The organism is Methylobacterium sp. Gmos1, from assembly GCF_053764715.1.
On the sequence record NZ_JBSNCC010000007.1, the window covers coordinates 101514 to 123629 of the forward strand.

Annotated in this window: 43 protein-coding genes and 1 tRNA gene; 28 read left to right on the plus strand and 16 right to left on the minus strand. The window is 64.9% G+C overall.

Annotation, left to right across the window (positions count from 1 at the left end; genetic code table 11):
- Window positions 1-45 precede the first annotated feature (45 nt).
- The 11 genes from ACS5PV_RS15950 to ACS5PV_RS16000 form a co-directional block, all read right to left on the minus strand.
- The gene (locus ACS5PV_RS15950; RefSeq protein WP_455396316.1) at window positions 46-651 is read right to left on the minus strand and encodes a hypothetical protein; all 606 of its coding nucleotides are present in this window, start codon (window positions 649-651) and stop codon (window positions 46-48) included.
- A gap of 10 nt (window positions 652-661) precedes the next feature.
- Window positions 662-928, minus strand: coding sequence for a hypothetical protein (locus tag ACS5PV_RS15955; protein ID WP_455396317.1), 267 nt, complete (start codon window positions 926-928; stop codon window positions 662-664).
- Between the two features lies 1 nt (window position 929).
- Entirely contained in the window at window positions 930-1724 is a 795-nt protein-coding gene (locus ACS5PV_RS15960) for a hypothetical protein (RefSeq protein WP_455396318.1), read from the minus strand.
- Entirely contained in the window at window positions 1672-2352 is a 681-nt protein-coding gene (locus ACS5PV_RS15965; RefSeq protein ID WP_455396319.1) for a hypothetical protein, read from the minus strand. Before ACS5PV_RS15965 ends, ACS5PV_RS15960 begins: the two co-directional genes overlap by 53 nt.
- Window positions 2349-2624 carry a hypothetical protein gene (locus tag ACS5PV_RS15970; protein WP_455396320.1) on the minus strand — a complete coding sequence of 92 codons (276 nt, stop codon included), beginning with the start codon at window positions 2622-2624 and terminating at the stop codon, window positions 2349-2351. The genes ACS5PV_RS15965 and ACS5PV_RS15970 overlap by 4 nt, the downstream gene beginning before the upstream one ends.
- Window positions 2625-2626: 2 nt before the next feature.
- Window positions 2627-3415, minus strand: a complete 789-nt coding sequence (locus tag ACS5PV_RS15975) for a DNA cytosine methyltransferase (RefSeq protein ID WP_455396321.1) — start codon at window positions 3413-3415, stop codon at window positions 2627-2629.
- 159 nt (window positions 3416-3574) lie between these two features.
- Window positions 3575-4018 carry a hypothetical protein gene (locus tag ACS5PV_RS15980; protein WP_455396322.1) on the minus strand — a complete coding sequence of 148 codons (444 nt, stop codon included), beginning with the start codon at window positions 4016-4018 and terminating at the stop codon, window positions 3575-3577.
- The gene (locus tag ACS5PV_RS15985; protein ID WP_455396323.1) at window positions 4015-4365 is read right to left on the minus strand and encodes a hypothetical protein; all 351 of its coding nucleotides are present in this window, start codon (window positions 4363-4365) and stop codon (window positions 4015-4017) included. Before ACS5PV_RS15985 ends, ACS5PV_RS15980 begins: the two co-directional genes overlap by 4 nt.
- Window positions 4366-4679: 314 nt before the next feature.
- Window positions 4680-5108: a hypothetical protein gene (locus ACS5PV_RS15990; RefSeq protein WP_455396324.1), complete on the minus strand. Its 429-nt coding sequence runs from the start codon at window positions 5106-5108 to the stop codon at window positions 4680-4682.
- Between the two features lie 3 nt (window positions 5109-5111).
- A complete protein-coding gene (locus ACS5PV_RS15995; protein ID WP_455396325.1) occupies window positions 5112-5366 on the minus strand; it encodes a hypothetical protein in 255 nt (84 codons plus the stop codon).
- 6 nt (window positions 5367-5372) lie between these two features.
- Window positions 5373-5528, minus strand: coding sequence for a hypothetical protein (locus ACS5PV_RS16000; protein ID WP_455396326.1), 156 nt, complete (start codon window positions 5526-5528; stop codon window positions 5373-5375).
- A gap of 478 nt (window positions 5529-6006) precedes the next feature.
- Between ACS5PV_RS16000 and ACS5PV_RS16005 the strand changes: the two genes are divergently transcribed.
- The 9 genes from ACS5PV_RS16005 to ACS5PV_RS16045 all read left to right on the plus strand — a co-directional run bounded on the left by ACS5PV_RS16005 (window position 6007) and on the right by ACS5PV_RS16045 (window position 9693).
- Window positions 6007-6309 (plus strand): helix-turn-helix transcriptional regulator, encoded by a 303-nt coding sequence (locus ACS5PV_RS16005; RefSeq protein ID WP_455396327.1) that lies wholly within the window; start codon window positions 6007-6009, stop codon window positions 6307-6309.
- A gap of 383 nt (window positions 6310-6692) precedes the next feature.
- Window positions 6693-6986, plus strand: a complete 294-nt coding sequence (locus ACS5PV_RS16010; protein ID WP_455396328.1) for a hypothetical protein — start codon at window positions 6693-6695, stop codon at window positions 6984-6986.
- Entirely contained in the window at window positions 6983-7336 is a 354-nt protein-coding gene (locus tag ACS5PV_RS16015; RefSeq protein WP_455396329.1) for a DUF6197 family protein, read from the plus strand. The genes ACS5PV_RS16010 and ACS5PV_RS16015 overlap by 4 nt, the downstream gene beginning before the upstream one ends.
- Window positions 7337-7367: 31 nt before the next feature.
- On the plus strand, window positions 7368-7628 hold the full coding sequence (locus ACS5PV_RS16020; protein WP_455396330.1) for a hypothetical protein: 261 nt from the start codon (window positions 7368-7370) through the stop codon (window positions 7626-7628).
- 2 nt (window positions 7629-7630) lie between these two features.
- Window positions 7631-7939 (plus strand): hypothetical protein, encoded by a 309-nt coding sequence (locus ACS5PV_RS16025; protein ID WP_455396331.1) that lies wholly within the window; start codon window positions 7631-7633, stop codon window positions 7937-7939.
- Window positions 7940-7948: 9 nt separating this feature from the next.
- Window positions 7949-8206: a hypothetical protein gene (locus ACS5PV_RS16030; RefSeq protein ID WP_455396332.1), complete on the plus strand. Its 258-nt coding sequence runs from the start codon at window positions 7949-7951 to the stop codon at window positions 8204-8206.
- Window positions 8203-8433 carry a hypothetical protein gene (locus ACS5PV_RS16035; RefSeq protein ID WP_455396333.1) on the plus strand — a complete coding sequence of 77 codons (231 nt, stop codon included), beginning with the start codon at window positions 8203-8205 and terminating at the stop codon, window positions 8431-8433. The genes ACS5PV_RS16030 and ACS5PV_RS16035 overlap by 4 nt, the downstream gene beginning before the upstream one ends.
- 13 nt (window positions 8434-8446) lie before the next feature.
- Window positions 8447-9100 carry a Rad52/Rad22 family DNA repair protein gene (locus tag ACS5PV_RS16040; RefSeq protein ID WP_455396334.1) on the plus strand — a complete coding sequence of 218 codons (654 nt, stop codon included), beginning with the start codon at window positions 8447-8449 and terminating at the stop codon, window positions 9098-9100.
- Window positions 9100-9693, plus strand: a complete 594-nt coding sequence (locus ACS5PV_RS16045; RefSeq protein WP_455396335.1) for a hypothetical protein — start codon at window positions 9100-9102, stop codon at window positions 9691-9693. The genes ACS5PV_RS16040 and ACS5PV_RS16045 overlap by 1 nt, the downstream gene beginning before the upstream one ends.
- Before the next feature lie 187 nt (window positions 9694-9880).
- On the opposite strand, the gene ACS5PV_RS16050 is transcribed toward ACS5PV_RS16045, so the two are convergent.
- On the minus strand, window positions 9881-10138 hold the full coding sequence (locus tag ACS5PV_RS16050) for a hypothetical protein (RefSeq protein WP_455396336.1): 258 nt from the start codon (window positions 10136-10138) through the stop codon (window positions 9881-9883).
- 347 nt (window positions 10139-10485) lie between these two features.
- Here ACS5PV_RS16050 and ACS5PV_RS16055 point away from each other — a divergent pair, with 347 nt between their 5' ends.
- The 18 genes from ACS5PV_RS16055 to ACS5PV_RS16140 all read left to right on the plus strand — a co-directional run bounded on the left by ACS5PV_RS16055 (window position 10486) and on the right by ACS5PV_RS16140 (window position 18226).
- On the plus strand, window positions 10486-10662 hold the full coding sequence (locus tag ACS5PV_RS16055; RefSeq protein WP_455396337.1) for an NrdR family transcriptional regulator: 177 nt from the start codon (window positions 10486-10488) through the stop codon (window positions 10660-10662).
- Window positions 10663-10764: 102 nt separating this feature from the next.
- A complete protein-coding gene (locus ACS5PV_RS16060; protein WP_455396338.1) occupies window positions 10765-11181 on the plus strand; it encodes a helix-turn-helix domain-containing protein in 417 nt (138 codons plus the stop codon).
- Between the two features lie 158 nt (window positions 11182-11339).
- Complete coding sequence (locus tag ACS5PV_RS16065; protein WP_455396339.1) at window positions 11340-11756, plus strand: hypothetical protein; 417 nt, start codon at window positions 11340-11342, stop codon at window positions 11754-11756.
- Window positions 11757-11760: 4 nt separating this feature from the next.
- Window positions 11761-12513: a hypothetical protein gene (locus ACS5PV_RS16070; protein WP_455396340.1), complete on the plus strand. Its 753-nt coding sequence runs from the start codon at window positions 11761-11763 to the stop codon at window positions 12511-12513.
- A gap of 2 nt (window positions 12514-12515) precedes the next feature.
- Complete coding sequence (locus ACS5PV_RS16075; protein WP_455396341.1) at window positions 12516-13529, plus strand: hypothetical protein; 1014 nt, start codon at window positions 12516-12518, stop codon at window positions 13527-13529.
- Window positions 13526-13843, plus strand: coding sequence for a hypothetical protein (locus ACS5PV_RS16080; protein ID WP_455396342.1), 318 nt, complete (start codon window positions 13526-13528; stop codon window positions 13841-13843). The genes ACS5PV_RS16075 and ACS5PV_RS16080 overlap by 4 nt, the downstream gene beginning before the upstream one ends.
- On the plus strand, window positions 13836-14153 hold the full coding sequence (locus tag ACS5PV_RS16085; protein ID WP_455396343.1) for a hypothetical protein: 318 nt from the start codon (window positions 13836-13838) through the stop codon (window positions 14151-14153). The genes ACS5PV_RS16080 and ACS5PV_RS16085 overlap by 8 nt, the downstream gene beginning before the upstream one ends.
- Window positions 14154-14155: 2 nt before the next feature.
- Window positions 14156-14437, plus strand: coding sequence for a hypothetical protein (locus ACS5PV_RS16090; RefSeq protein ID WP_455396344.1), 282 nt, complete (start codon window positions 14156-14158; stop codon window positions 14435-14437).
- Between the two features lie 112 nt (window positions 14438-14549).
- Window positions 14550-14741, plus strand: coding sequence for a hypothetical protein (locus tag ACS5PV_RS16095; RefSeq protein ID WP_455396345.1), 192 nt, complete (start codon window positions 14550-14552; stop codon window positions 14739-14741).
- A gap of 72 nt (window positions 14742-14813) precedes the next feature.
- Entirely contained in the window at window positions 14814-15308 is a 495-nt protein-coding gene (locus tag ACS5PV_RS16100; RefSeq protein ID WP_455396346.1) for an NUMOD4 domain-containing protein, read from the plus strand.
- A gap of 47 nt (window positions 15309-15355) precedes the next feature.
- Window positions 15356-15715 (plus strand): hypothetical protein, encoded by a 360-nt coding sequence (locus tag ACS5PV_RS16105; RefSeq protein ID WP_455396347.1) that lies wholly within the window; start codon window positions 15356-15358, stop codon window positions 15713-15715.
- Complete coding sequence (locus ACS5PV_RS16110) at window positions 15702-16292, plus strand: hypothetical protein (RefSeq protein ID WP_455396348.1); 591 nt, start codon at window positions 15702-15704, stop codon at window positions 16290-16292. Before ACS5PV_RS16105 ends, ACS5PV_RS16110 begins: the two co-directional genes overlap by 14 nt.
- A complete protein-coding gene (locus ACS5PV_RS16115) occupies window positions 16282-16656 on the plus strand; it encodes a hypothetical protein (protein WP_455396349.1) in 375 nt (124 codons plus the stop codon). Before ACS5PV_RS16110 ends, ACS5PV_RS16115 begins: the two co-directional genes overlap by 11 nt.
- Window positions 16653-17090 (plus strand): DUF4326 domain-containing protein, encoded by a 438-nt coding sequence (locus ACS5PV_RS16120; RefSeq protein WP_455396350.1) that lies wholly within the window; start codon window positions 16653-16655, stop codon window positions 17088-17090. The genes ACS5PV_RS16115 and ACS5PV_RS16120 overlap by 4 nt, the downstream gene beginning before the upstream one ends.
- A 95-nt stretch (window positions 17091-17185) precedes the next feature.
- Complete coding sequence (locus ACS5PV_RS16125) at window positions 17186-17395, plus strand: hypothetical protein (protein WP_455396351.1); 210 nt, start codon at window positions 17186-17188, stop codon at window positions 17393-17395.
- Window positions 17385-17708 carry a helix-turn-helix domain-containing protein gene (locus ACS5PV_RS16130; protein ID WP_455396352.1) on the plus strand — a complete coding sequence of 108 codons (324 nt, stop codon included), beginning with the start codon at window positions 17385-17387 and terminating at the stop codon, window positions 17706-17708. Before ACS5PV_RS16125 ends, ACS5PV_RS16130 begins: the two co-directional genes overlap by 11 nt.
- Complete coding sequence (locus tag ACS5PV_RS16135) at window positions 17698-17922, plus strand: hypothetical protein (RefSeq protein WP_455396353.1); 225 nt, start codon at window positions 17698-17700, stop codon at window positions 17920-17922. The genes ACS5PV_RS16130 and ACS5PV_RS16135 overlap by 11 nt, the downstream gene beginning before the upstream one ends.
- A gap of 52 nt (window positions 17923-17974) precedes the next feature.
- The gene (locus tag ACS5PV_RS16140) at window positions 17975-18226 is read left to right on the plus strand and encodes a helix-turn-helix domain-containing protein (protein WP_455396354.1); all 252 of its coding nucleotides are present in this window, start codon (window positions 17975-17977) and stop codon (window positions 18224-18226) included.
- Here the strand turns inward: ACS5PV_RS16140 and ACS5PV_RS16145 are convergent.
- On the minus strand, window positions 18184-19392 hold the full coding sequence (locus tag ACS5PV_RS16145) for a tyrosine-type recombinase/integrase (protein WP_455396355.1): 1209 nt from the start codon (window positions 19390-19392) through the stop codon (window positions 18184-18186). The two genes, ACS5PV_RS16140 and ACS5PV_RS16145, sit on opposite strands and share 43 nt — an antisense overlap.
- 146 nt (window positions 19393-19538) lie before the next feature.
- A tRNA-Ser gene (locus tag ACS5PV_RS16150) sits at window positions 19539-19628 on the minus strand.
- A 298-nt stretch (window positions 19629-19926) separates the two neighbouring features.
- Here ACS5PV_RS16150 and ACS5PV_RS16155 point away from each other — a divergent pair.
- Entirely contained in the window at window positions 19927-20328 is a 402-nt protein-coding gene (locus tag ACS5PV_RS16155) for a response regulator (protein WP_455396356.1), read from the plus strand.
- A gap of 409 nt (window positions 20329-20737) precedes the next feature.
- On the opposite strand, the gene ACS5PV_RS16160 is transcribed toward ACS5PV_RS16155, so the two are convergent.
- Both ACS5PV_RS16160 and ACS5PV_RS16165 read right to left on the minus strand, forming a co-directional pair.
- On the minus strand, window positions 20738-20944 hold the full coding sequence (locus ACS5PV_RS16160; RefSeq protein WP_455396357.1) for a hypothetical protein: 207 nt from the start codon (window positions 20942-20944) through the stop codon (window positions 20738-20740).
- A 99-nt stretch (window positions 20945-21043) separates the two neighbouring features.
- Window positions 21044-22060: an ABC transporter substrate-binding protein gene (locus ACS5PV_RS16165; protein WP_455396358.1), complete on the minus strand. Its 1017-nt coding sequence runs from the start codon at window positions 22058-22060 to the stop codon at window positions 21044-21046.
- Window positions 22061-22116: the final 56 nt, after the last annotated feature.

Below are 22116 nucleotides of genomic sequence, written 5' to 3' on the forward strand. Positions count from 1 at the left end.
CGTCTCTGCTCCTGATGCGCTACGCGGAGAGGGGAGGGAGGGAAACTAGGCGGCAGACTTGCGTTCTTCCGCGACCTTGTGTTGAGCAAGGATCAACTCGTACTCAGCCTCGGTGATAGGGGTCAGCCCGGAAGGCATCTTCCAGCTTCCGGCAGGCTCGGCGATGATGTCGTTCGGATGCTCAGTGAGATGAGCGCGAACAGCGGCGGCAGCATCCGGGATGTGGCCGAGAAATGCATCGCCAGCCCACCCGACCCACGGGCCGTTGAGAACGGTTCCCATGCCGCCGAGCCCGTGGCTGCCGCTACTGCCGTCAGCCCTCTTCCACGACAGGTTGAGAACGACGGCGGCGCCGAACACGTCAGCAGATTTCGGCCGGGGATGATCTCGCCGAAGGCAATCAATCACCGCTTCGTCGGGATGCCCCTTCTTCGGATGGCTCATGCGCTCTGAGCCGGTCGGCTTCGTCCAACCGGCGGGAGGCTGCCCCTTCTTGAAGCTGAACGAGTGAAGGCCTCCGCCGATGGCATCGGCGCCAATGCTCTTGGCATACTCGCTCCACACCGCGTGCCAAGCGAACAGTGCGTCTCGATACGCTTGAGCCCGAGACAGGAAGGGCTCACCCTCAATGCGGACGAAGGTCTCGTGCATCGCTTTCTCCTCAGTGCCGGAAGCCCGCAAGGGCCTCCGAGACGCGGCCGATGTTGACCCGGTACACACCGGCTATCGCAGCGTAGGTCATGGTGGGATTGGCCTTGGCGAAGTCTCGGATGCCATCGCGAAGTTCATCGGCCATCGGGGTTGAAGCCGGCGCAGCCTTGCGAACCGGCCGGCGCCTGCGGAGGTGATCCGCCAGGGCTGCTAGCTCAGGTAGGTTCTCGCCTACAGCTAGAACACGGAGACGGTCAGCGACCTCGGGGACGCGCATGTCAGGCCTCCTGAGGCTGGCGGATGCCGCGCTCGGCGGCATAGCGCTGGTTGCTCTCGCGGAGGGCAGCAGAGACCGTCAGGCCATCGGCGGAAACAGGCAGGTCAATACCCTCGGCGGCAAGGCGGGCGTGCTCGCGAAGCTTGTTGCGATCGTTGGTCTCGCGGAGGCCAGCGGCTTGCAGGTTTTTCGGGCTGTCGCCCTTGGCGCTCGCCAGGATCTCGCCGCGCAGCTTGGCCCAGTGCGCGAGAGCGGCGGCGCGCTCATCCTCGGATGCCGACGTGTCAACGATCGTCGCGTCAAGCACCTTCGACAGCCTGACGATCTCCTCTTCAATCGGGAGCATGCAGTGCTTGGCCTCACCGCGGATCTGCGGCGGGGTCGGGGCGCGGTCGTGGGTCCAAATCACCCGGACGTTGCCTTTGATGAAGCGCCCCGCGGCCTCCTGCACGGCCCACACGGGCACGTCGTCAAGGGCTCGGCAGGTAAGGCTCACCAGAGCGTCGGCGGCAGAGCGGTCGGCCCCGTAGGTCGGGAAGGCGCCGAGCAGCGCAATCACGACCGGGCGCATGACGCGCTGATCACCCGCCGCTAGGCTCTCGCGGAGCTGCATGCGGCGATCTTCCATCGCTTCACGCTCGGCATCGTTCGGCGCCGCGCCAGCGCTGAGCAGCATGTGCCCGCGGTGATCGGGGTTCTCCTCAAGCCAGTTCGTGATCCGGGATACGAGGTCCAGCAGGGGCCTAGTGGCGTCCGCCGGCCGCGAGACGGAGGTGCCGGTGGTCCTGGTCTGCATAGCGGTCATCGGGGGCGCCTAGCTCTTCGTGGAGGAGATCAAAAAAGCCGTTTCCGGATTTGGGCTTAGCGGGGCCTGCGCGGGCAAATCCGCCCGGCTGATCGCCCTCGCGCTTGGCCTCTCGGCGCATCCAGCCGGAGTGGACCGCATCCCAGTCGGCGCGCACCTCGCCGCGCCCTTCGGCCCAGTTCCGCATCGCCGCGGCGGTGTCGTGCATCCACCGAACCGACCGGCCGAGTTCGAGGCGAACCGCGTCGGATTTCTCTCCCGGCTGCCAATCGGTCGGCAGGGCACGGTTCCGAGGCTTCCGAGCCCCCTTGGGGGCAGAGGACCCTTTAGGGTCCGAGGGGGAAATCTCGTGGGTGGGGGTTTGATTATTATCTTTGGGGGAGGGGTCACGCTCGTCACGGCGCGTAACGGCGTTATCCGCGTTATTTGCGTTACGGCGCTCGCGAAAACGAGCCTGACGTTCGCGATTGCTCTCCCGGGCGCGGGCCTTCCGATCATCCTCGGCAGCCGTGCGCTTAGCTTGCTCAGCGACCATGTCTGCCTTGACGACGGCAATGATCTGCTCTGCCGTGAGACCAGCCGCAGCCATGGCGTCGAGCGCTTCGGGCGTAATGCTCAAGCAGCCGCGCTCCTGTCGAATGTCGTGGTAACCATGGCCTCGGCCTGACGACGGCAATCCTGATCGCTGCAAGCCCACACAGGCTCGGCGTACAGGTGCTCAATCCCGGCAGGCTTGAAGCCCCGGGAGGCGTCAAAGCTGCCGCAGACGGCACAGGTGTGCTCTAGAGCGGCACGGGCAGTACGCTCACCATCCTTGGCGATGTCGGAGACCTTGCCGAAGAGGAGGCCGCTGCCGGGATGGGGGCGTGAGAAGTCGAAGGCGGAGGACATGGCTACTCCGCGGCTTGAAGGGGCGCAGAGACCGCGATCGACGCCAGAATGGCGTAGCCGATCAACTCCGGGATTTGCGGGAGGACGCTGTTGCCGAGGGATCTAACTCGGTCCACCCGATGGGGAACCCCATGTGACCTTCCGCCCACGAGGGGTCTAAGAGGCCCGTGCATTCTGGGAAAAGGCTTCGGAGCGTCGAGGGCAAGTCTAATCCACGAAGCGATTTCTCTCGCATGCGAGCCGTCCGCTCGGGCTTGCAGCCGCCCCGGTAATCGTGAGCTGTCAGGGTAGGCAACAAGCCAGACCCTGTCCCTCTCGTGATCGGCGCCGAGGGCCACAGCCGGTATGCAGTCCCACCAAGCATCATACCCGATCGAGGCCAGCGTTCCGAGAACTTGGTCGATCCCTCTATCAAGCAACTCTGCGACGTTCTCCACGATCGCGTATCGTGGTCGTAGCTCGCCAATAAGTCGCGCATACTCAAACCATAGACCCGACCGAGCCCCTGAGAGGCCAGCACCTGGTCCCGAGATGCTGATGTCCTGGCAGGGGAAGCCGCCGCAGATGACATCCACGGCAATTCCATCTGCGCGGAGACGGTCGGCGGTGAGATCCCGGACATCATCGTAGCAGGGCACCTCGGGCCAGTGCTTCGCCAGCACGCGCTGGCAGAACGGTTCGATCTCGCAGAAGGCGACCGTTTCAAAACCGCCAGTGCGCTCAAGGCCGAGGCTGAAGCCGCCAATGCCGGAGAACAGGTCAAGGACGCGCAGTTTCTGACCGGCGGCCATGCTCACGCCTCCACGCAGGCGCGGCGGTCTTGCTCAGCATGGATGAGGCCGAGAACGATCGGCTCTTTCATCCGAAGGCCAAATGCGATGTCATAGGTGTCCCAGCCTGCTCCCCAGAGCTTGAGGACAGACACACGCTGCTCAGCGGGCGACATCTCGTCAGAACGGCTGTGGGATGATGTCAGTCGGCCGGAAAACGAGGAGGCAATCCGTTCGGCTGCTATCGACAATGAGCGAGACATTGCGGATGTACCTCGGTCCATCATCGGCGATCACGCCGATGGCCTTCGCGGCATCTTCCAGGGGCTTGATGAGGTTCGAGCGATCGGCGCGGCCGGGCGGCACGTACAGGCTCAGGTCGCTCACTCCGACGCGCCGGCCGGGGCGCTGGGCATTGCCCATCTGCTCAGCCGTAGCGCGCCAGATCCGATAGGCTTCGGTCTTGACCCGACCGCCGCCGCGCTTGTTGCGATAGAGAGCGTTCGTTGAGGGCGGGACCGGGAGCACGAGTTCCACGGTCTCTTCAGGACGGCGCTGTGCGTACTGAGGGCGCTCCTCTGCCGAGAAGGAGAGGTGCTGTCGCTTGGACTTGAGGGCGGTCATTGCTGATCGCCCCGCAGCTTCGCCTTCAGTTCTTCGATGCCCGCCGCAATCTCCACCAGCGCTGTTTCAGAACGGTGAGCAGCGCCAAGACGGACTGCCAGAAGTTCGTTTTCAAGGGACGAGATCTCCAAACGAACTTGCTTCTCGACGGCCTCTTGCAGAGCGGCCAGAAGGTCGGCGCGGACCGTCTTAGGATTGCGGTACAGGAGCGACCAGATTGAGCCGTAGGGCTGCCGGAGACGCCGTGCGACGTGGCGCACCACCTCGACAACCGGCTGTCCCGTCGTCCGCATCTCACCGTCTACGATGCGGCGAGCGTAGCTCTTCGCAAGCGTTACCGTGGGCATGGCGTGTCCTGAACGTTGCCGGGTTTCACAACGGGGTTGTCGCATCGGGCAAATATTCCTGTGGTCGAGTGATCCTCGACACGGGAGCCAGTCCAATGCGAACGGAGGCGATACGCAGAACACAAGACGACGCTGGCAGCCGGGACGTATCTTGGCGGATGGGCCCGACGGCCAGTGAAGAGAAAACGGGCGCCGGCACGGAGCAAAGCTGCGACGTGCCGAGCGCCCAGTTGCGCGAGGCCCAGGGTAGAGAGGGCAGAGAAGGAAACCTCGCGGTTCGAATGGGGGAGGCGGCCTGTCACGCGGGACATGGGTCAGGCCGCCTGCTGTTGCTTCTGACGCCGTACATAGGCGGCAGCAGCAAACTCATCGTCCTGCTCAACGATGAGAACGTAATCCTTGTGATATTCCTCGGGCACCCAGCTAGGCACGATCACGGCCTCGGCTTTCATCTTGGCCTTGAGATCATAAACGCGAGAGCGATGAATGCCGGCGCGAGTTGCTACCTCGGCGGCAGGAGTGCCCTGTTTCAGCAGAGCACGAGCGCGCTCACGACGCGCCGCCTGTTTTTCAAGGTGCAGCTTCTGAAGCGGGTAACCGGCATTGCGCGCGATCTCCCGCGCATATGCAGTCGTAATGCCGATTTGGACGGCGGCGGCGGCAGCGCTCAAGCCCTGGTCCAAAAGGACGAGGATGCGGCGCTGGATGTCAGTTTTCATCGAAAGAGGCGCGCGGACACCCATCGATCAGAACCCGCGCTGCATGGCGGCGGCGAGGCGGGGGTTCACGCGATCTGGGCTAAGAGCCGGCGACCACTCGACGGCAAACGAGAAGCCGATCTCGGCGAGCTTGGCAGCCTTCTCGGGCGTCAGCCGCATCTGAGCCGTGTTCGGGCCACCGTCGTCGATCTCGACCATCAGGGAGCCGTCAGGCTGGCGCTCCAGGCGCATCATCGCCTTGACGTGCCCTTGCTCGGACAACTCGGAGATCACGTCAGCCATGACCAATTACCTCTTCATGCTGCCAGGAGCGCGATATCCAGCGGGGTTGCCGCCCTTGATGTCGGCGAGCGTGCGGGCGTGGTCGTTGCGACGCGCGTTCAGGCGCTCTCGGGCTTTGCGAAGCTTCTTCCCGTTGCCCTTGCCGTGCTTGTGGATCGACATGCTTCAGCGCTCCTGCGTGAGGATGTGGAGGGGGCCGTTGAGGGAGTTGAGCTGGCGAGCCTTGGGCGCGGGAGGCGCAGCCCACATTGCGAGGGCGGCGAGCCAAGCAGCAGCCATGAAGGGAGCGCGAAAGCTCATGCGCAAGCTCCCGTTCGCTGCTGCGTCACGTCTGCAACGCAAATGTCCGGCGGCATCCGCCAGAGAGCGGGGTCAGCAACGTGACCCTTCGCCTGAACAAGCCGACTGAGGGCTAGAAATGTCCAACCCGGGAACCGGCCCCGCAGGCGCCAATTCTGCACCTGCTGATACGTCTTCAGCTGCAAAAGGCCTCGAACACTGGACACGCCGCCCAGTTCGTCGATCACCTCAGCCGTGGTGCGTAAGATTGCCATGGCCGCATCTCACAACAGATCGTTGTGAAGCGCAACCCCCCAAATCGTTGTTGGATGAAAAATCGCAGCGCGGGCATACGAGACACATGCTCGCTGACGACAGCCAAGACGCCATCGCCGCCCGTTTGAGGGAGTACCGCGAGGCAAAATCTTACAGCCAGGCCGCGATGGCGGCGGCCTGCGGGCTTAACAGCCAGCAGGCGTACCAGCACTACGAGACCGGCAAGCGGTTCCTGCCCGCAGAGGTCGCGCTTGACCTCTGCCGGAACGAGGGCCTGACGATGGATTGGATCTATCGAGGGGTGCCCGACATGCTACCGTTGCACGTCGCTCAAATTCTACCGAGCGTTGCGGCGAGATTAGAGCGACCGGCCAAGGCGTCAGTCTGACTTAACGCACCGAAGTTCGGGGCGCGCTGCCGTTGCGGCCTGCTGTCGCTCGAATAAGAAGAGGTTGACGAAATCTTTCGCGTGCTCAAGGACGCGATTTGCCTCGTCCTGACTTGCGGGGAGTTGCCCCACGATTTGAACAGCGAGGCGCCTTAACTGCTGCTCTCGGTCCTGACCATCAGCGAGCTTATGCGGCATTTGTCGTCTCCTAACCCGACTTAACACCCGTTAACGTCTGGACACAAGTCCTAAGAGAACAAATAGTGAACGGAATGGTTTCCTATCCGACAAAGGTAGAGGGTCACAACAATCTGTTTTGAAGGCGCTTGACGTCACAACAGTTCGTTGTAAGGTAGCTGCATTCCCCACGGAGCGCAGCGCAAATGGCCGCCCTTCTCCCCCATCACCTCAAGATTGCCTCTGCCCGCGCTCAGCGCGACCGTCGCCTCATGCAGGGCGTCCGCATCGACGCTTCCTGTCAGGGCACACGCTACAGCCTCGACACCGGCAAGCTCCCCCGTCTGGATAGCGACGAGGGTAGAGCTCGCCTATTCGGCTGGGATCGCGAGGATCTGACCGATCGCCTGATCCAGGCCGGCGGCTCCGTCATCATCGTCGCCTGTGCTTCGATCTTCCTCGGCTCGGCGATCCGCCTTGTGTGGCTGGTGGCGTTATGAGCGCCGTCGAGATCCTGCGCGAGGCTCGCGCGCTGATCGCTGACAAGAGCCGGTGGACGCAGAAGGCGTTCGCCCGTGACAACGCTGGCCGATATACCGACGAGAACAGCAACGAGGCAATTTGCTTCTGCGCTGCTGGCGCCGTTCTCAGGGCAGCCAGTCGTGGGCCGTCTAGTTACGAGAACGACGCCTTCGAAGTTTTGAGCGCCGCGTCTTACGACCTGTTTCGAGAGGACAGCGTGCTAGTTGTCAACGATGGCCTTCCGGATCGCGATGCCTCGGAAGCCCATGACGACGTGCTGAAAGTTTTCGATTTAGCGATCCGCAAGGCTGAGGCCGCCAATGCGTAGCCTCTCACCCGCCCAGCGCCGCAAGAGCGCCATGGCCCGCGCTCAGGTCACTGTCTCCGGCAGCCCAGGCATCGGCGACCTGCGCAATCGGCAGGGCGCTATCCATCGCCGAGACGCGATCCGCAACATGCTGCTGGCCGCTGACTTCCGCGGCGAGGCCATCCGCATCGCCGATGAGCGTCCCATCAGGGCGTGCCACCTTCGCAAGCAAGCGCGCACTGCTCTCGACAGCGCGCTCGTCTGCGACCGTCTCGCCCGTTCCTACGGCCATCACATCCCCACCGGAGCATGACGATGAGCGCCCCTTTCCGCGCCGCCGATGATATCGGGTCGGCTCTCGATATTCGCTCGGCTTTGAGCGCCATCAGCTACCATAACAGCAGCATCATGGGCGCGATTGAGGACATCGAACGCGCCGCCAAATCTGGCACCGTCTTGAACGAGGTGGACATTAGCCGCCTTGGCGCCGCGCTGAACTTCACCACGGCAAACGCCCGCAAGCTCAGTGCTCTCCTCTCGGGCGACTTCGAGCCGGTCCTTCTCGCTGACCTCGCCTTCCTGAAGCGGTTCGCGCCGGCTCCGGCGCGGCAGGCGGCGGAGTAGGGCAGCATCATGTGGCGGCTCGGAACCAAGAACCTGCCGGCCGGCGTCTCTCACCTGATTGTGGATGATCACGGTGTCATCGCGCTCGTGAAGAAACGGGGAAGGGCCGTGAAGGCTGGCCCGCTGCTGGCCGCTGCGCCAGACCTTCTGCAAGCGCTGATCGACGCGCGGTCGCAGCTCGAATGCTACGAGAGCGAACGTACGGGAGAAGCCTTCAACGATACGCGGATCAACGCCGCTATCGATAAGGCGCGGGCGCAGTCATGACAGACGACTGGACCACCCGCGGCCGTTCTCTTCGCGCCGAGGCTCAACAAGCCCGGCACACCAAAGACGAAACCGGGACCTCCCCAGTTGAGCGTCAGGCCATCCGCGAGATGATGGAAGCCGAGTGGGCCCCTGTCCTCGACGACACCGGCATCACTCCATCCGCCGAGCCTCACCAGACCGCGGAGCGCGTCACCTCGCGCCCGCTGACTTCATTCGACTTCTGACCGGAGACCGGAGATGTCGTTTACCGACAAGCAACTCGCCGCCCTCAACGCGCCGCTTGACCGCAAGCACGTCAAGGGCCGCACTCAGGCCGGCCGCACGCTCAGCTATGTTGAGGGGTGGCACGCCATTGCCGAGGCGAACCGCATCTTCGGTTTCGACGCTTGGGACCGAGAGACCGTGGATCTGCGCATGCTCGGCGAGCGCCAGGTCGGCGACAAGAGCCGGGTCGCCTACATGGCCCGTGTCCGCATCACGGTCCGCGCCGAGGGCATCGACATCGTGCGTGACGGCTGCGGCTACGGCTCCGGCATCGACAAGGATCTCGGCCAAGCTCACGAAAGCGCGCTGAAGGAGGCAGAGACGGACGCGATGAAGCGCGCCCTAATGACCTTCGGCAATCCGTTCGGGCTGGCGCTCTACGACAAGGATCAGGCGAACGTCGTCGATCTGCCGGATGAGCCTGAAGACCCCCGCTCATCCTCGCAGCGGCTCGCTGACGACATGATCGTAGCCTTGTCCGAGCGAGCTGGGGCCCGCGTTGATCGCTTCCTCGGCATGGAGCAGGTCAAGCGCGATCTTGAAGTGCTTGACATCGAAGACTTCGATCGCGTGTCGGCCTTCGCCGAGATCCGCCGCGCCGTGAAGCCCGAAGTGAGGGCCGCGTGATGCAACGGATCGCCGGAACCTTCGCCGATTTCAAGCTCATCAAAGGACGCAAGGTCGCTCAGATCGTGGTCGAGATCCCGATCGAGCAAGCAGATGCCATCGTGGCGGCCCTGGGCGGCCTGCCAAACCCCGCTGTTGAGCGGTGGGTGGCGATGGCGCCAGTGAACATGGAGGCCGCACGGGCGGCTTCCAGCGAGACGGCTGAGCAGCGTTCAAACCACTCAGCCCAGGGAGAGGCCGATAGCCTTCGCGTCAGCGAGGGCAGCCGGCCGGCGTCGGCCTCTCCCGCTTCTGAGCGCAAACAGTTGTCGGTCGCTAGCAAGATCGCGCTGACATGCCGTCAGCCGACATTCCAGGCGTTCCTTCGCCAAGAGCCCGGCCTACTCGGCACGCTGTGGTGCGATGCCCGTAATCAGGCATTCGACAACGGTGTAGATGAGGCCGCCGCTCAGCCGCACGCGCTCGCTGAGGCCGCAGTTAAGAAGTTCTGCGGCGTCTCCCGGAAGCGCGATATCGCCGAGCGACCGCACGCCGTGGAGCGCTGGGACATGGTTCTGGCGAGCTACGAGCACTGGCAGCGGAGGGCGGCATGATCAAATGGTCTCTCTGCCTCTGCCAGGGCCGCGCTATCTCGGCCCTCACCCCCATCAGCACCGGATCGCTTGAGGCTGTCATAGAGACTGCTGCCGAGCGCTACAGAGTCTTTCAGGCTTCCGAGCACCCGGACGGCCGTCTGTACGGTGGTCGGTGGGAGCGCGATTACGAAGGCCGCCCCGTAAATTATGCGATTATCCCTGCGCGGATGGTAGCTGCGCACCTGCGGGGGCGGCGCTGATGACAGGTCGCTCCGCAGAACCCCGCCGCGCAGTGCCGATGAAATTGCAGCGAGATCTTGCCTTGCAGCTCGTCGCCGATCTCATGCGCAAGCTCGGCATGGTCCCGGTCGATGTGACGGTTGAATTCGAGTTGGACCACACCCCGGCCCTGTGCCTGCGCGATGTGGATCAGGCGACAGGCCAGCACATCCCGCACCAGCATGACCCCTCTTACCTGATCTGGCGCACCAAGGAAGCGCACGCGGCCAAGACACATGGTCCCGGCGGCGAGAGGCGGATCACCACCGCGGGGTCTGATCGTCATAGCCGAGATAAGGCAGACCGCTTGGCCGAAGCGGACGCAGAGCATCGCCGGGCGGCTGCTAAGGCCGCCAATGAGGCGCCCACGCCAAAGCCGGCCACGCAGCCACAAGCGCGCCCGCTGGCGGGTGGCAAGCCACTAGAGGGCGGTAGGCCGCTTCCGGGCGCGTCGCCCGCTCACAGGGCCACCAAGCCCCTTCAGCGCGCCCTACCGCCCCGCAGGGGCCTCTACTCATCGGAGAATGGTCGATGATCCGCTGTCCCGGGTGCTCGCATCCTGTCTCCAGGGTGATTGATAGCCGGCCGATAGAGGGGACCGTTCGACGGCGTCGCAAGTGCCAGAAGTGTGGCACCACTTGGTTCACCCGCGAATGTGTCGAGCGTCAGATTTCGTCCCCCGACATCCCCCTTATCCCCGCGGAGTAGCGCTATGAGCGAGATTACTGAAGCCCTCCACAATCTGATCTCCCTCGCGCGACCGTATATGCGGGACGACGCGCAGCTGCTTGGACTGCGAGAGGCTGCGTGATGAACGCGCTCGCCCCCCCCTCCCGCCTGAAGATCGTCGACCTCCTCGAAGAGATCGACACCCTCCGCGAGGCCGTCCGCCGGTACGAGGAGCTGCTGAAGCCGCCGGTTTACACGCCGCGCGCCTGGCGCCTCACCGCGCATGAGGAAGCCTTCCTCCTGGTGCTCTACGGCGCCAAGACCCGCGTCGTTCACCGCGAGCGGATGCTGATCGGGATCTACGGCATGCTGGCCGATGCGCCGGACCAGATGATCCTCAACAACTACCTCTGCCGCGTCCGCCGCAAGATGATGCAGGCGCAGACCCGTATCAGCATCGAGACCGCGTGGGGCCGTGGCTGGCGCCTCAACGAGGAGAACCACGCCCGGCTCCACGCGGCTATCACCGGCGAGTCGATCGCGGAGCACGCAGCATGAGCGCCACCCCCGCCAACATCGACACCCTGCCGGAGAGAAGGTCGGATTAAGGGCGCGACCCTTTACAGGGTCAGGCTCTCGCCCTTCGGGCCAAACCACTTCGTGTTTTGTCGGCTTCGCCGCTTCGATCCTTCGCGCACTAGACTGGAAAGATGATAATGTTTGATCTCGACTTTGACGGCATGCGGCGCGCCCAAGAGCGTCAAACCAAGCTTGCCAACACCGCGCTCAAAGGTCTGCCGCCCGAGCAGATAGTGCCCGGAGCCTTAGTGACGCTCTCCACCAATCTTGCGACCGGCGACCGGTCTTACGTGTCCGATATCTACGAGGTGCTAGCCGCGAATGGTGGCACCGTCATTATGAAGCCGACCGAACTCTGCAGGGACGATTTCCTTAGTCAGCGCCCGCGTTCCGTGCAGTTTCACGAGCACAAGTTCTATCCGGCCGAGGCACTGGCGCTCGCGATCCTGGAAGATCGTCGCCGCTCCGCGCCAGCGACCGAAACCGGAGGCGAAGACCCGCAGGGGCTTCGTGCGAAGCATGCCCCCGACCTCCCCCTCATCCCCGCGGAGTAGCGCAATGAGCGAGAACAATACTGGCGAAGCGCTGCCGAATGGTTGGCGCATGTGGACGTGGGCCAACCCGTCAGGCGGCTGGTCATTCGAGTTGAAGCACGCTGGCGGTGGACAGGTTGGCGGCAACCAGAAGACCGAAGACATGGCCCGCAGGATCGCCGGCATCATCGCCGATACGACGATCCCTGAGCCTGCCGAGCCCGCTGCCCCGCCCGCCTGGATGATCAAGGTGGCGCGGGAGGCGGTCGCGCGCACTTACGACGAGGCTCACATAGGGCCGGCGGCGCAAGCCCGTCGTGATGGCACCTGCGATGACAGCAACGAGGTGCAGATCGCCCTCGCAACCCTCCGCCTCGCCCTTGAGCGCGGTCATGTCGTGGAGCCTCGCCCGGTCCCGAGCGACGAGGAGATGCTGATAGCGGCGCGGGAGGATGCTGCGCAGGTTGGAGACTTTGCTCGGCCGCATTGGTCTAAGATGCTGCGTGAAGGCCAAAAAGACTATCATGAAGATGTGAAGATCGCCCTCCAGGCCCGCCGCAACATGCTCCGCGAGTGGGGCGCTGTAGCAGTCCCAGTAGTGCCTGGGGTGGATCTGGAGGCGGCGCTGCTGACGGCTTGGAGCGATGGGTGGACCGCTGCGGCTGGTGCCCTGCACGAACTGCACCACGGGCAGGGCAACGCGACTACGCTGTGCGTCCGACAGAGATCTCGCAACGTCGCTGATTTGCTCTCCACCCTGCCGACCCAGGAGGCCTGATTATGACCCTCTTCGACGGCGGGCCGATCCACAAGTTTTGCCTTGTCTATTGCGGGGATGACCGCTGCAACTGTCAGAAGTCGCCGCGTTACAGGGATATTCTCCTTCGGGAGATCGAGCCAGCACAAGCGACGCAGGCGAGCAAAGACCAGCCCCCACCGACCCCCTCTCCTGAAGGGGAGGTGGAGGGGCTGATCCGACAGCACGTCTTCCGCGATCTCGCCAGCCCCGAGATCATCAGCGCGGGGATCGCTGAGGCTGCGGAGCATATCCTCTCCCGTATCAGCACCAGTCCGGGGGATACTACAGGGCGCGACCCTGACGGGTCGGACTGTCGTCCTTCGGATCAAGCCCCTTCGGGTCTTGCCGCCTCCGGCGCTTCCATTCCTCGCGCGGGCAGCGATACTTTCGCGCCGCACGTTCGAGACTTGGATGATCCTCGTTTTTCTGCGCAGAAAGCGGCTGAGATCGAGCGGCGTTTTGAGCGCGCCTTCTTCGACGCTGGCGGCTTCGCAGGAACTAGAGCGACTTACGCCGCGCGTGTCGCCAAACCTCTTGTCTTGGATCTGATAGCGCAAGCCCGTGCTCGGACGCCCGCGCCAGCAATCGAAGCGCGAAGCGCCGAGACGCAAGGCGGCTCGGTCGAAGACGAGAGTGCGATCGACGAAGCGTCTAGCGAAGTCGAGGCGCCCCTTCCCACCCCGTCACTCCAGACACAGGGTGCAATCAATCCCCCTGATCGTAGGGAGGAGGGGAGCCGGGGGGACGACGCTGACGACTGGCGCACCTACCACAACGGTGACGACCCAAGGCCGGATGTCGAGTGGTCAGGCTACCTGCCGGACGCAGCCGATAGCGGCCCGGCTATCGCCTACGCCGACGAGACTGGCGAGCCGCTGTTTGTCGTCTGGTGGGACGACTTTGGCAATGGGCATTCTCGGATCACGCGCTGGCGCGATCTGCCGGACTATCTCTCCGCCTCCCCGCGTCCCTCCAAGAAGGAGCAGGGCGAATGAGGTGGCATCGCAAATCGTCGAGCGCCGAGATGCCCTGGTGGGGCTGGCTTTTCGTGCCAATCTGGGGACCGCTTTGGGCCATCCTTGTCGCGTGCATTCTTTCGATGTTCGGCGTGACTTGGCTGAAACGCTGGCTCGTCGGTCCGACCGAGCAATGGCGCCCTTGGTTCGCTTGGTATCCGGTCACGGTCGAGCCGTGGCCCGATGAGCAGCGCGCTTGGCTCGAATGGGTGGAACGCCGCGCCGGGCATACCCTCGGCGACGCCGTTCACCGCACCGCACTCGCCAGCAAAGAGGAGGCGGGGCGTGGTTGAGCGCCTGGCTGAAGACGACCACGACATGGACCGCTTCCTGTCTCTCACCGAGGAAGAGCAGGAGGCCGAGCTTCAGGCGGAAATGGCGGCGTACTCGCGATGGTACGACAGCCTGCCGCTCGCCGGCCAGATCGCTCATTGCAGAAACCTCGCACTGAGCAACTGCCGGTCAGCGCGACGCCTGATCCGGCTCGCGCAATGCCCCGAGATCATCAGGCGGCATGCTCGCGAGCGGATCAAGGCCGCTCAGGTTCGGCTCCTGAAAATCCGCATCTGGCGCGCCTACGGCATCCGACCTGGGGAGGCATAGTCATGCCCAAAATCACGCTGCTGTATGACCGGTGCTGGCTGATCCGCTCAATTTCTCCCGGGCCTTATCGTAAGGGCGAGCCCTCGTTCTGGGTCGCAGGCCGGCAGTGGAACGCCTCGCCGATGCACGCAACCATTTTCCCGAGCGAGGCCGCGGCGCAAGAGCAGATCGACGACGCGCGGCACTACAAGCGGGCAGGATTTGGTCCGAATACCGTCGTGGAGCCTGTCCCGCTGGAAGGCGCGGTCAAAACGCTCGGCACGGAGATTTCCGATGTCGAGTGAGCGTATTCATCAGGGCGCTGCCCCTACGGGGCCCGAGCCCTCGCAAGTCGAGCCGCCTTCCGGCGGCTCGCCGGCTAACGCCGCTTCAGTCTCTAGCGCAGGAACTTCGCCGATGGACCAGGAAGAGTACACCCGCCGCTTTGTGGAATACATGGTCAAGAATGCAGGTTTTGAACAATTTGACTGCGGGACAACGGTGGAAGAGTACGCGAAGGATACAGCGGAAGCTTGCTACGGCGTGAACGACGGCGATAGTCCCGAGGAAGATGCCGAAGGTGACATGAGCTATTGGGGGGAAGAATGATCCGCCCCGCGCCAGGGGGCGAAGCGGCGCAAGCCGCCGAGACCGGCACGGGCTCTATCTCGGAGAAGCCAGATGTCTGAGATTTGGCGCCCCGTCGTTGGGTATGAACGCTTTTACGAGGTTTCCAGCCTCGGAAGGGTGAGATCAATGCTGAATGGACGGCCGCGCGTATTAAGCGCTGTCGTTGATAACTATGGATATCCAACAATCAAGTTGTATAGAAATTCGGTAGCTAAGCGCTATAAAATACATCGACTAGTGTGTACGGCATTCAATGGGCCGCCAGCAGAGGACGACATGGACTGCGCCCATCTAGATGGATCGCGCAACAATTCAGTTCCAGAAAATCTTGCTTGGGTATCCCGCGCTGAGAATATGTCTCATAAGCGCCTGCACGGAACTCAACAAATTGGAGAACTGGGGCCTAGCGCAAAGCTGTCGCGTGAACAGGTTGAAGAAATCAGGCGGAGCTACAACGCCGGTGAAAAGAGACCGTCTTTGGCGGTTAAATATGGAGTAACGCGATGGCAGATACGTCGAATAGTTTTGGGAAAGGCTTGGCGATGAATGCCCTCGCCGCACCCCCTGTGTCTTGCGGCGCCCACGAGCACCCGATGCCCGAAGGGCAGGCGCCCGACCTGAAAGCGCTACAGGCTGAGAACGAGAGGCTGAAGCACGACCTTGATACGTGCAGCAGTCACAACGCCATTCATCAACTGCGCGTCAAAGAACTCACCACCGCCCTAGCGGAGAGCGAGCGCAAGCGGGTGGAGGCTGAGCGGGATCTGCGCGTGTGCCGAGAGCGCGTCATTCAGGTGATGGACCGGCGTGACGCGATGCGCGGCGTCATCCGCACGCTGGAAGCCGCAAACAAGCAGCACGTCGAGATGCTGGAGGCGATGCGAGATCGCCTGTGCTCGGTCGCCGACTTCGCCTCCACCCCTCCCCAGGAGACCCCCGATGACCAGGGCTGACGATCTGCGTGCGCTGCTGGCGAAGGTGGAGGAAGCGACCGGACCATCGCGGACGCTTGAGGACGATCTCGCACTGGCGCTCGGGTGGACGAGGAAGGAGACGTTCTACGCTAGCGAAGAGGGCGACAAGATCGACTGGGTCGATTGGGTGCGCCCCGATGGTACACCGGGCAATTGCCCCGAATGCTGGACGGAGGTGCTTGACTGCGCGAAACTGCTTGTCGCCGAGCTGCTCCCTGGCTTCTGGCACTCCACAACCACCTGCTGGCGCACCGCTGACGCCGACATCGGCCCCGACTTCACAGGGCCGCACGGTGACGACCTGCTGGCCGCCGGCTGGTCTCAGGAGGAGCACGACGGCGCGGTGTTTCAGGCGGTCGTCGCGCCCGGCGGCCCGATCCATGCCGAATGCCTCGCGCTCGTTGCCGCGACGCTGAAGGCGCTGATCGCCCGGGAAGCGCTGGCGCCACCGTCGCCCGAGGTGCTGGCGACACGCCGCGCCGCCCTGGCCGCCATGAAGGCTGAACCGACCCGAGCCGCCCTGATAGCCCGAGAGGAGGTCGAGCATGGCCGGTGACACTCGCCAAGAGATCCTTGACACATTCTACCACCAGCAAGGACCATGCTGCGCCGGCTGCGATTGGTGGCACTCCATCAGCACGCTTGTCGGAGAATGTCACCGGAGCGCAATGGTTTCCGGTCACGACCGGATGATCGCGCTCGGCATTGATTATTCGTCGCTGGCTTTCGGCGCCGGCCATGTAGTTACCAAGCGCGAACACGTCTGCGGCGACTTCAAGGACGAGTTCGACTGGACCAGCCTGCCGCTGCCATATCGGAAACGGGTCGGCGCACTCGCTGAGCGAACCGCTGTTCGTGCGCTCATTGACGCCCTGAAGCTCGCCCCCACCCCGAGCCAACCAAGAGGGGAGCGGCCGTGATCCAACCTGTCCGCCTTCAACTCTCACGCCGGCCTGGCGCCAACCTTCGGGATCAGAGCTTCGCAGCCAACGGACTGCCTGCGGTCGTAGTCTCACGCCCCAGCGTCTACGGTAACCCGTGGTCGATCGCTGGAGCTAGAGAGGCAGGCTACAGCGGCACCGACGCTCAACTCGCGGCCTGGTGCTCAAGCCTCTATCGCGAGTGGGTGACGGGCGCTCCCCGATCCATGACCCGGATGCTCTGTGAGGACGGCGACGGCAGCCGAGACGAGCGCATCCGCGGTCGGTTGCCGATCCTGCGCGGCAAGAACCTCGCGTGCTGGTGTGCTCTGCCGGCGCCGGGCGAGCCCGATCCGTGCCACGCCGCCGTTCTGCTGGAACTCGCCAACCGCCCAACCTGCGAAGCCATCCCGGAGGCCCCTCGTGACCGATAGCACTGAGCACGCCAAAGCCGCAGAGATCCCCGACGACATGCGGGTGCAGTACTGGCTTGCCCGACTAGATCGGTACGGCAACGCCGAATTGGTCGATGGAGCCCACAGCACCGAGCAAGGAGCGCACCGAGCGCTGTACCTGTTCCAGGGCCGGGCTCGGCAAGGGCGGCAGCTATGCCGTTGCTCGCGTCGAGTTGATCGCGGCGGTGCCGGACGGTTCAGAGGTGAACCATGACGCGGTGGAGACCATCTCCCGCGCCCGCGCCTCCGGTATCCCTGTCGAGGGAGGTGGTGATGGACGCTGAGACGATCGCCGAGACCATCGCCCTCCGAATGCGCGAGCTGCGCGACGAGCGCGGATGGTCGCTCCAGACCCTCGCCGACCGGGCGGGCCTCTCCAAGGCGCACGTCTGGAACCTGGAGGCCGGCGGCGGCGACAACAACCCGTCGCTCCGCACAGTCGTCGGTATAGCAACCGCCCTCGGCGTCTCGCTCGATTACCTCGCCGGGCTGACCACCGCCCAGCCCTGCCTCCATCCGGAGGCCATGCGGATCGCCTGCGAAGTGGACGCTCTGCTTCGCAAGGCCCCTGTCGAGGGAGGTGGCGATGTCGGGTGATCTCAGACTGAAGGTCTCCCGGCGCGTTCGAGATCAATCCCTCGCCCGCGCTGCCGAACTTGAAGCGGAGAATGCGCGGCTCCGCGAGGCGATGTCCGAAGACGCCCTACGCAAGGCCATCCATGCCTGGATCGCTAAGGACGCGCCTGTCTCGATCAAGATGACTATGGCGCCCGTTCTGGTGCAGGCACTCGTCAATCGGATCGCGCACTAACCCCACCTCACAGTTGCCAGATGGCAACGGTCAAGCCTGAAAGGAGATGATGATGCCGCGCGCACAGCGCACCACAGAAAGCCCCGCCGCAACCGAGCGCTCGGTGAAGCGTCATCCTGAGCCGCTGGCTTACCGGGTTGATGATGCAGCGATGGCGATCGGCGTCAGCCAGTCGAAAGTCTGGGCTCTCATTGCCCAAGGCGATATTCCTGCGCGCAAGCTCGTTGGCTCTACGGTCATCCTGCGCTCGGATCTTGAGGCTTACCTGTCAGCGCTGCCGGCCGCTCGACCACTCTCCACGTAGGTGGCCCAGTCATCCATCAAGGCGCGACGCTTCCCCAGGGCGTCGCCGCGCCGATACGCCCGCTCCGTGGCGCTGCCGACAAGGTGCGCCAGAGCCTCTTCGATCACCTCGCGCGGGTGATCCGTCTCGTCGGCAGCCCAGTCGCGGAAAGAGGATCGAAACCCATGGGTCGTAATGTCTTCTCGGCCGGCTCGACGCAGCAGCGCATTGAACGCCATGTCGGACAGGACGGTATCGTTGCGGCTCGCGAACACCAAGCCGTTCTCATCGGGGTCCTCCGCTCGCAACTGGGCCAGGATCGCCAAAGCGCGCGGCGAAAGGGGCACCCGATGCGGACGCTTCGCTTTCATCCGCTCTTTCGGGATGGTCCACAGCGCGCCGGCAAGATCAACTTCGGCCCAGGTCATTCCGCGCACCTCGCCCGACCGCGCCGCCGTCAGGATCACCAACTCCAGCGCCCGAGCCGTCTGCGCCTCGCGCTCGCGCAGCATCCGGACGAACCCCGGCACATCGGCGTAGGGCAGGGCTGCATGGTGGCCGCGGTGAAGCTTCCCAGCTTTCGGGAGCAACACGTCGAGGTGACCGCGCCACCTGGCCGGGTTCTCCCCGGATCGATGCCCGGCTACGCGCGCCGCGTCCAAGATGCGTTCGATGCGCCCGCGCATCCGCTTCGCCGTCTCGGCCTTGGTGTGCCATATTGGCCGCAGCACTTCGAGCACCGCTTCCGTGCTCACCTCGGCCACCGGCATCGCCCAAATTGTCGCAGCCTGCTCCTCGAGCGTCTGGCGCCACTGCCGGCGGTGCGCTGCGTTGCGCCAGGTCGCCTCCCGGTCCTGCATGTAGCGCTCGGCGATGTGGCCGAACGTGATGGCCGGTGGGGCGGGCGCATCTGGTGGTGGGGCGCGGCGAGCGTCGATCGGATCCACCCCACCAGCGACCTGAGCGCGAGCCTCCGCCGCAAGTTCGCGGGCACGAGCGAGCGGCACCGACAGGACGGCCCCCAGGCCCATCTCCCGGCGCCGGCCGTTCATGCGGTAGAGGAACACCCATCGCTTGCCGCCGCCAGCGTCCACGACGAGATAGAGGCCGCCGCCATCAGCGTGCCGGCCTGGATCGGAGAGCGCCTGCACGCGCCGCGCCGACAGCTTGTTGATCTCGCGCCCCACCGCACCCCACCAGCTACCCCACAACGCCACGGCGATTGCATCCGAGGGCGTTGGACCGATTGGGACGGTTTTTCAGGAAAGGCGCAGCGCTGGCAATATGCGGCGCGAGGGATTTGGAGGGATTTGGACCGTCTTGGATTGACGGATGGCGGAGAGAGAGGGATTCGAACCCTCGATACGGTTGCCCGTATACACGCGTTCCAGGCGTGCGCCTTCAACCACTCGGCCACCTCTCCGGGCCTGATCGGCGGGGCGGCGGGGCGCCCGTGCCGGTCAGGTGCCGTCCTCTAGCGGGGCGCGGGCCGCGACGCAAGCGCGAGATGGCGGGGGCGGTCGCGGAAAGCCGGTGAATTCCGCGTCGGGCGGACACGGCGCCGCTGCAACCGGGGCAGGGTATCGGCCGTTTCGATCATCGGCCGGCGTGTGGGCGCCGGTCGGCCGGGATCGGCCGCCCGAACAACAGGAGACCGCCCGTCCCGTCGCGCCGCCTCCCGGCGGCCGCTGCGGACGGCGCGACCGGCGAGGACAGGCGACGTGGAAAACGACACCGTGACGGCCAAGGACGCGACCCAGCACGAGCGGCCCGTGATCCTGGTGGTGGAGGACGAGGCGCTGACGATCATGGATCTCAGCGACGTGCTGGACGAGGCCGGCTACGAGGCGCTGCAATCGGCCTCCGCCGAGCGCGCCCTCGGCCTGCTGACCGCCAGGTCGGACATCGTCGCGCTCATCACGGATGTCGAGCTGTCCGGCAAGACCGACGGCTTCGACCTCGCCCGCAGCGCGGCGCAGATGCGGCCCGACCTGCCGATCGTCGTCGTGTCCGGGCGCAGCAAGCCCGATCCGGACCGGATGCCCGCCCATGCCCGCTTCGTCGCACGGCCCTGCGGGGGCGAGGACATCCTCGAGGTGCTCAGGACCTTGATGAAGGACTAGGGGCAGGGGTCGGGGCAGGGATCGGGGCAGGGGGCCCGTGCGGCTCCGGCTCGGCCAGCCACACCTCGACCGGGGCGCATGCCGGGCCGAAATCCAGGATCAGGTTGCGCAGCCGGCGCGCCGGGCTTCCGGGCGCGCCGGGCATCTCCACGAACTCGCCCACGGCCCGCAGGACACCCTCGATCCTGCGTCGACCCAGGGTCAAGCTGACGGGCGTCCCGCTACAGGTGTCCACGCTCGATACTCCTCTCACCGTCAACCGAATAACGCGGTGCGGCGAGGGGTGGTCCATCGCTCGGTCGATCAAGGTTACGGCCTGGTCACCCGCGTGCACGACTCGCAGGCGTGCATCCCGGGGTTGAGCGGGCCCAGGAGCCCCGGAGACCCTCCGCATCGGAGACCCACAGCCTCAGAGACCCTCCGCCTTGAGGGCGCGCAGGCGCCAGGCGCCGGTCTCGGCCGGGCTGAGGGCGGGGGAGAGGCGGCGCTCGATCGCCTCGAACTGACGGCCCTGCGCCGCCAGGAGGAGGCGCAGGGCCGCGATGCTGGCATGCAGGTCCCGGGCGTCGCTGAGCGGATCCGGGGAGAGCGGGGCTGTCAGGGGCTGAGTCGGCATGTCTCGCATCAGGAGCGGCCATGGTTAACCATGGGTAAACAAAAACCCCGCCGCGCGGGCGGCGCGGCGGGGTCGGGAACGCGTGTTCCGGGGCTTGGATCAGCTGCCGGCGCGCTCGCGCAGGGCCGGGATGAACAGGTCCTGCCAGGCCGCCGGCTTGGTCTTCATGATGCCGGCCCGGTGCATGAAGGTGACGAACTCCATGATGCCGTGCGGGGTCGCCGAGAACTTGCTGTCCGGGTCGTCGAGGATCTGTGCGACCTCCGTCGGGCTCACCTTCACCTTCGAGGCGCGGGCGAAGATCTCGGCGGTCTCGGCCTTGTTGGTGGTGATGAAGTCGCAGGCCTCGTCGAGGGCGGCGAGGAAGGCCTGGGTCGTCTTCGGGTTCGCCTCGGTGAAGCGCTTGAGCGCGAACACCACGTCGAGGGTGATGTTGCCGAAGATCTGCGAGGCCTTGAGGATCGTGCGCACCTTCGGGTCGGCGCGCTCGACCCCGGTGAAGGGCGGCGAGGCGAAATGGGCGACGATCTCGGTCCGGCCCGAGAGGAGGGCTGCGACCGCCTCCGGGTGGGGCAGGCCGACGGTGCTCGAATCGAGCTTGGTGTAGTTCTCGGGCCCGAACTGCTTGGCCACTGCCATCTGGAGCACCACCGCGGCGAGCGAGGTCTTGATGCCCGGGATCGCGATCTTGTCCTTCGGGGTGAAGTCGGCGAGCGACTTGATCTCGGGCTTGTTGACGTTGAGGTCGAGGGCGGTCGCCGACATGCCCGAGACGCCGATCACCTCGGTCTTCGGGCTGCCGCGGCCCTTCGACCACAGGGCGAGAAAGCCCGGCGCCCCGGTGCCGGCGATGTCGAGCGAGCCGGCGATCATCGCGTCGTTGATGACGTTGCCGCCGTCGAGCGTGAGCCAGGTCACCTTGACGTCGCCCAGACCCGCCTTGGCGGCCTGGGCCTCCAGGAACTTCTTCTCCTGCATCACGAAGAGCGGCAGGTAGAGGACGCCGTAGCCCTTGGAGATCCGGACCTCCGACACCTCGGCCCGGGCCGGGGCGAGGCCCAGCGAGAGCGCCAGGGCGGCGCCGGCGGCGAGGCCGAGGAGCTTGCGTGCGAACATGGGGGTTCCTCCCGTTTCGTCGTTCTTGCTGATTCGTCGTTCTTGGCGGATCGTCC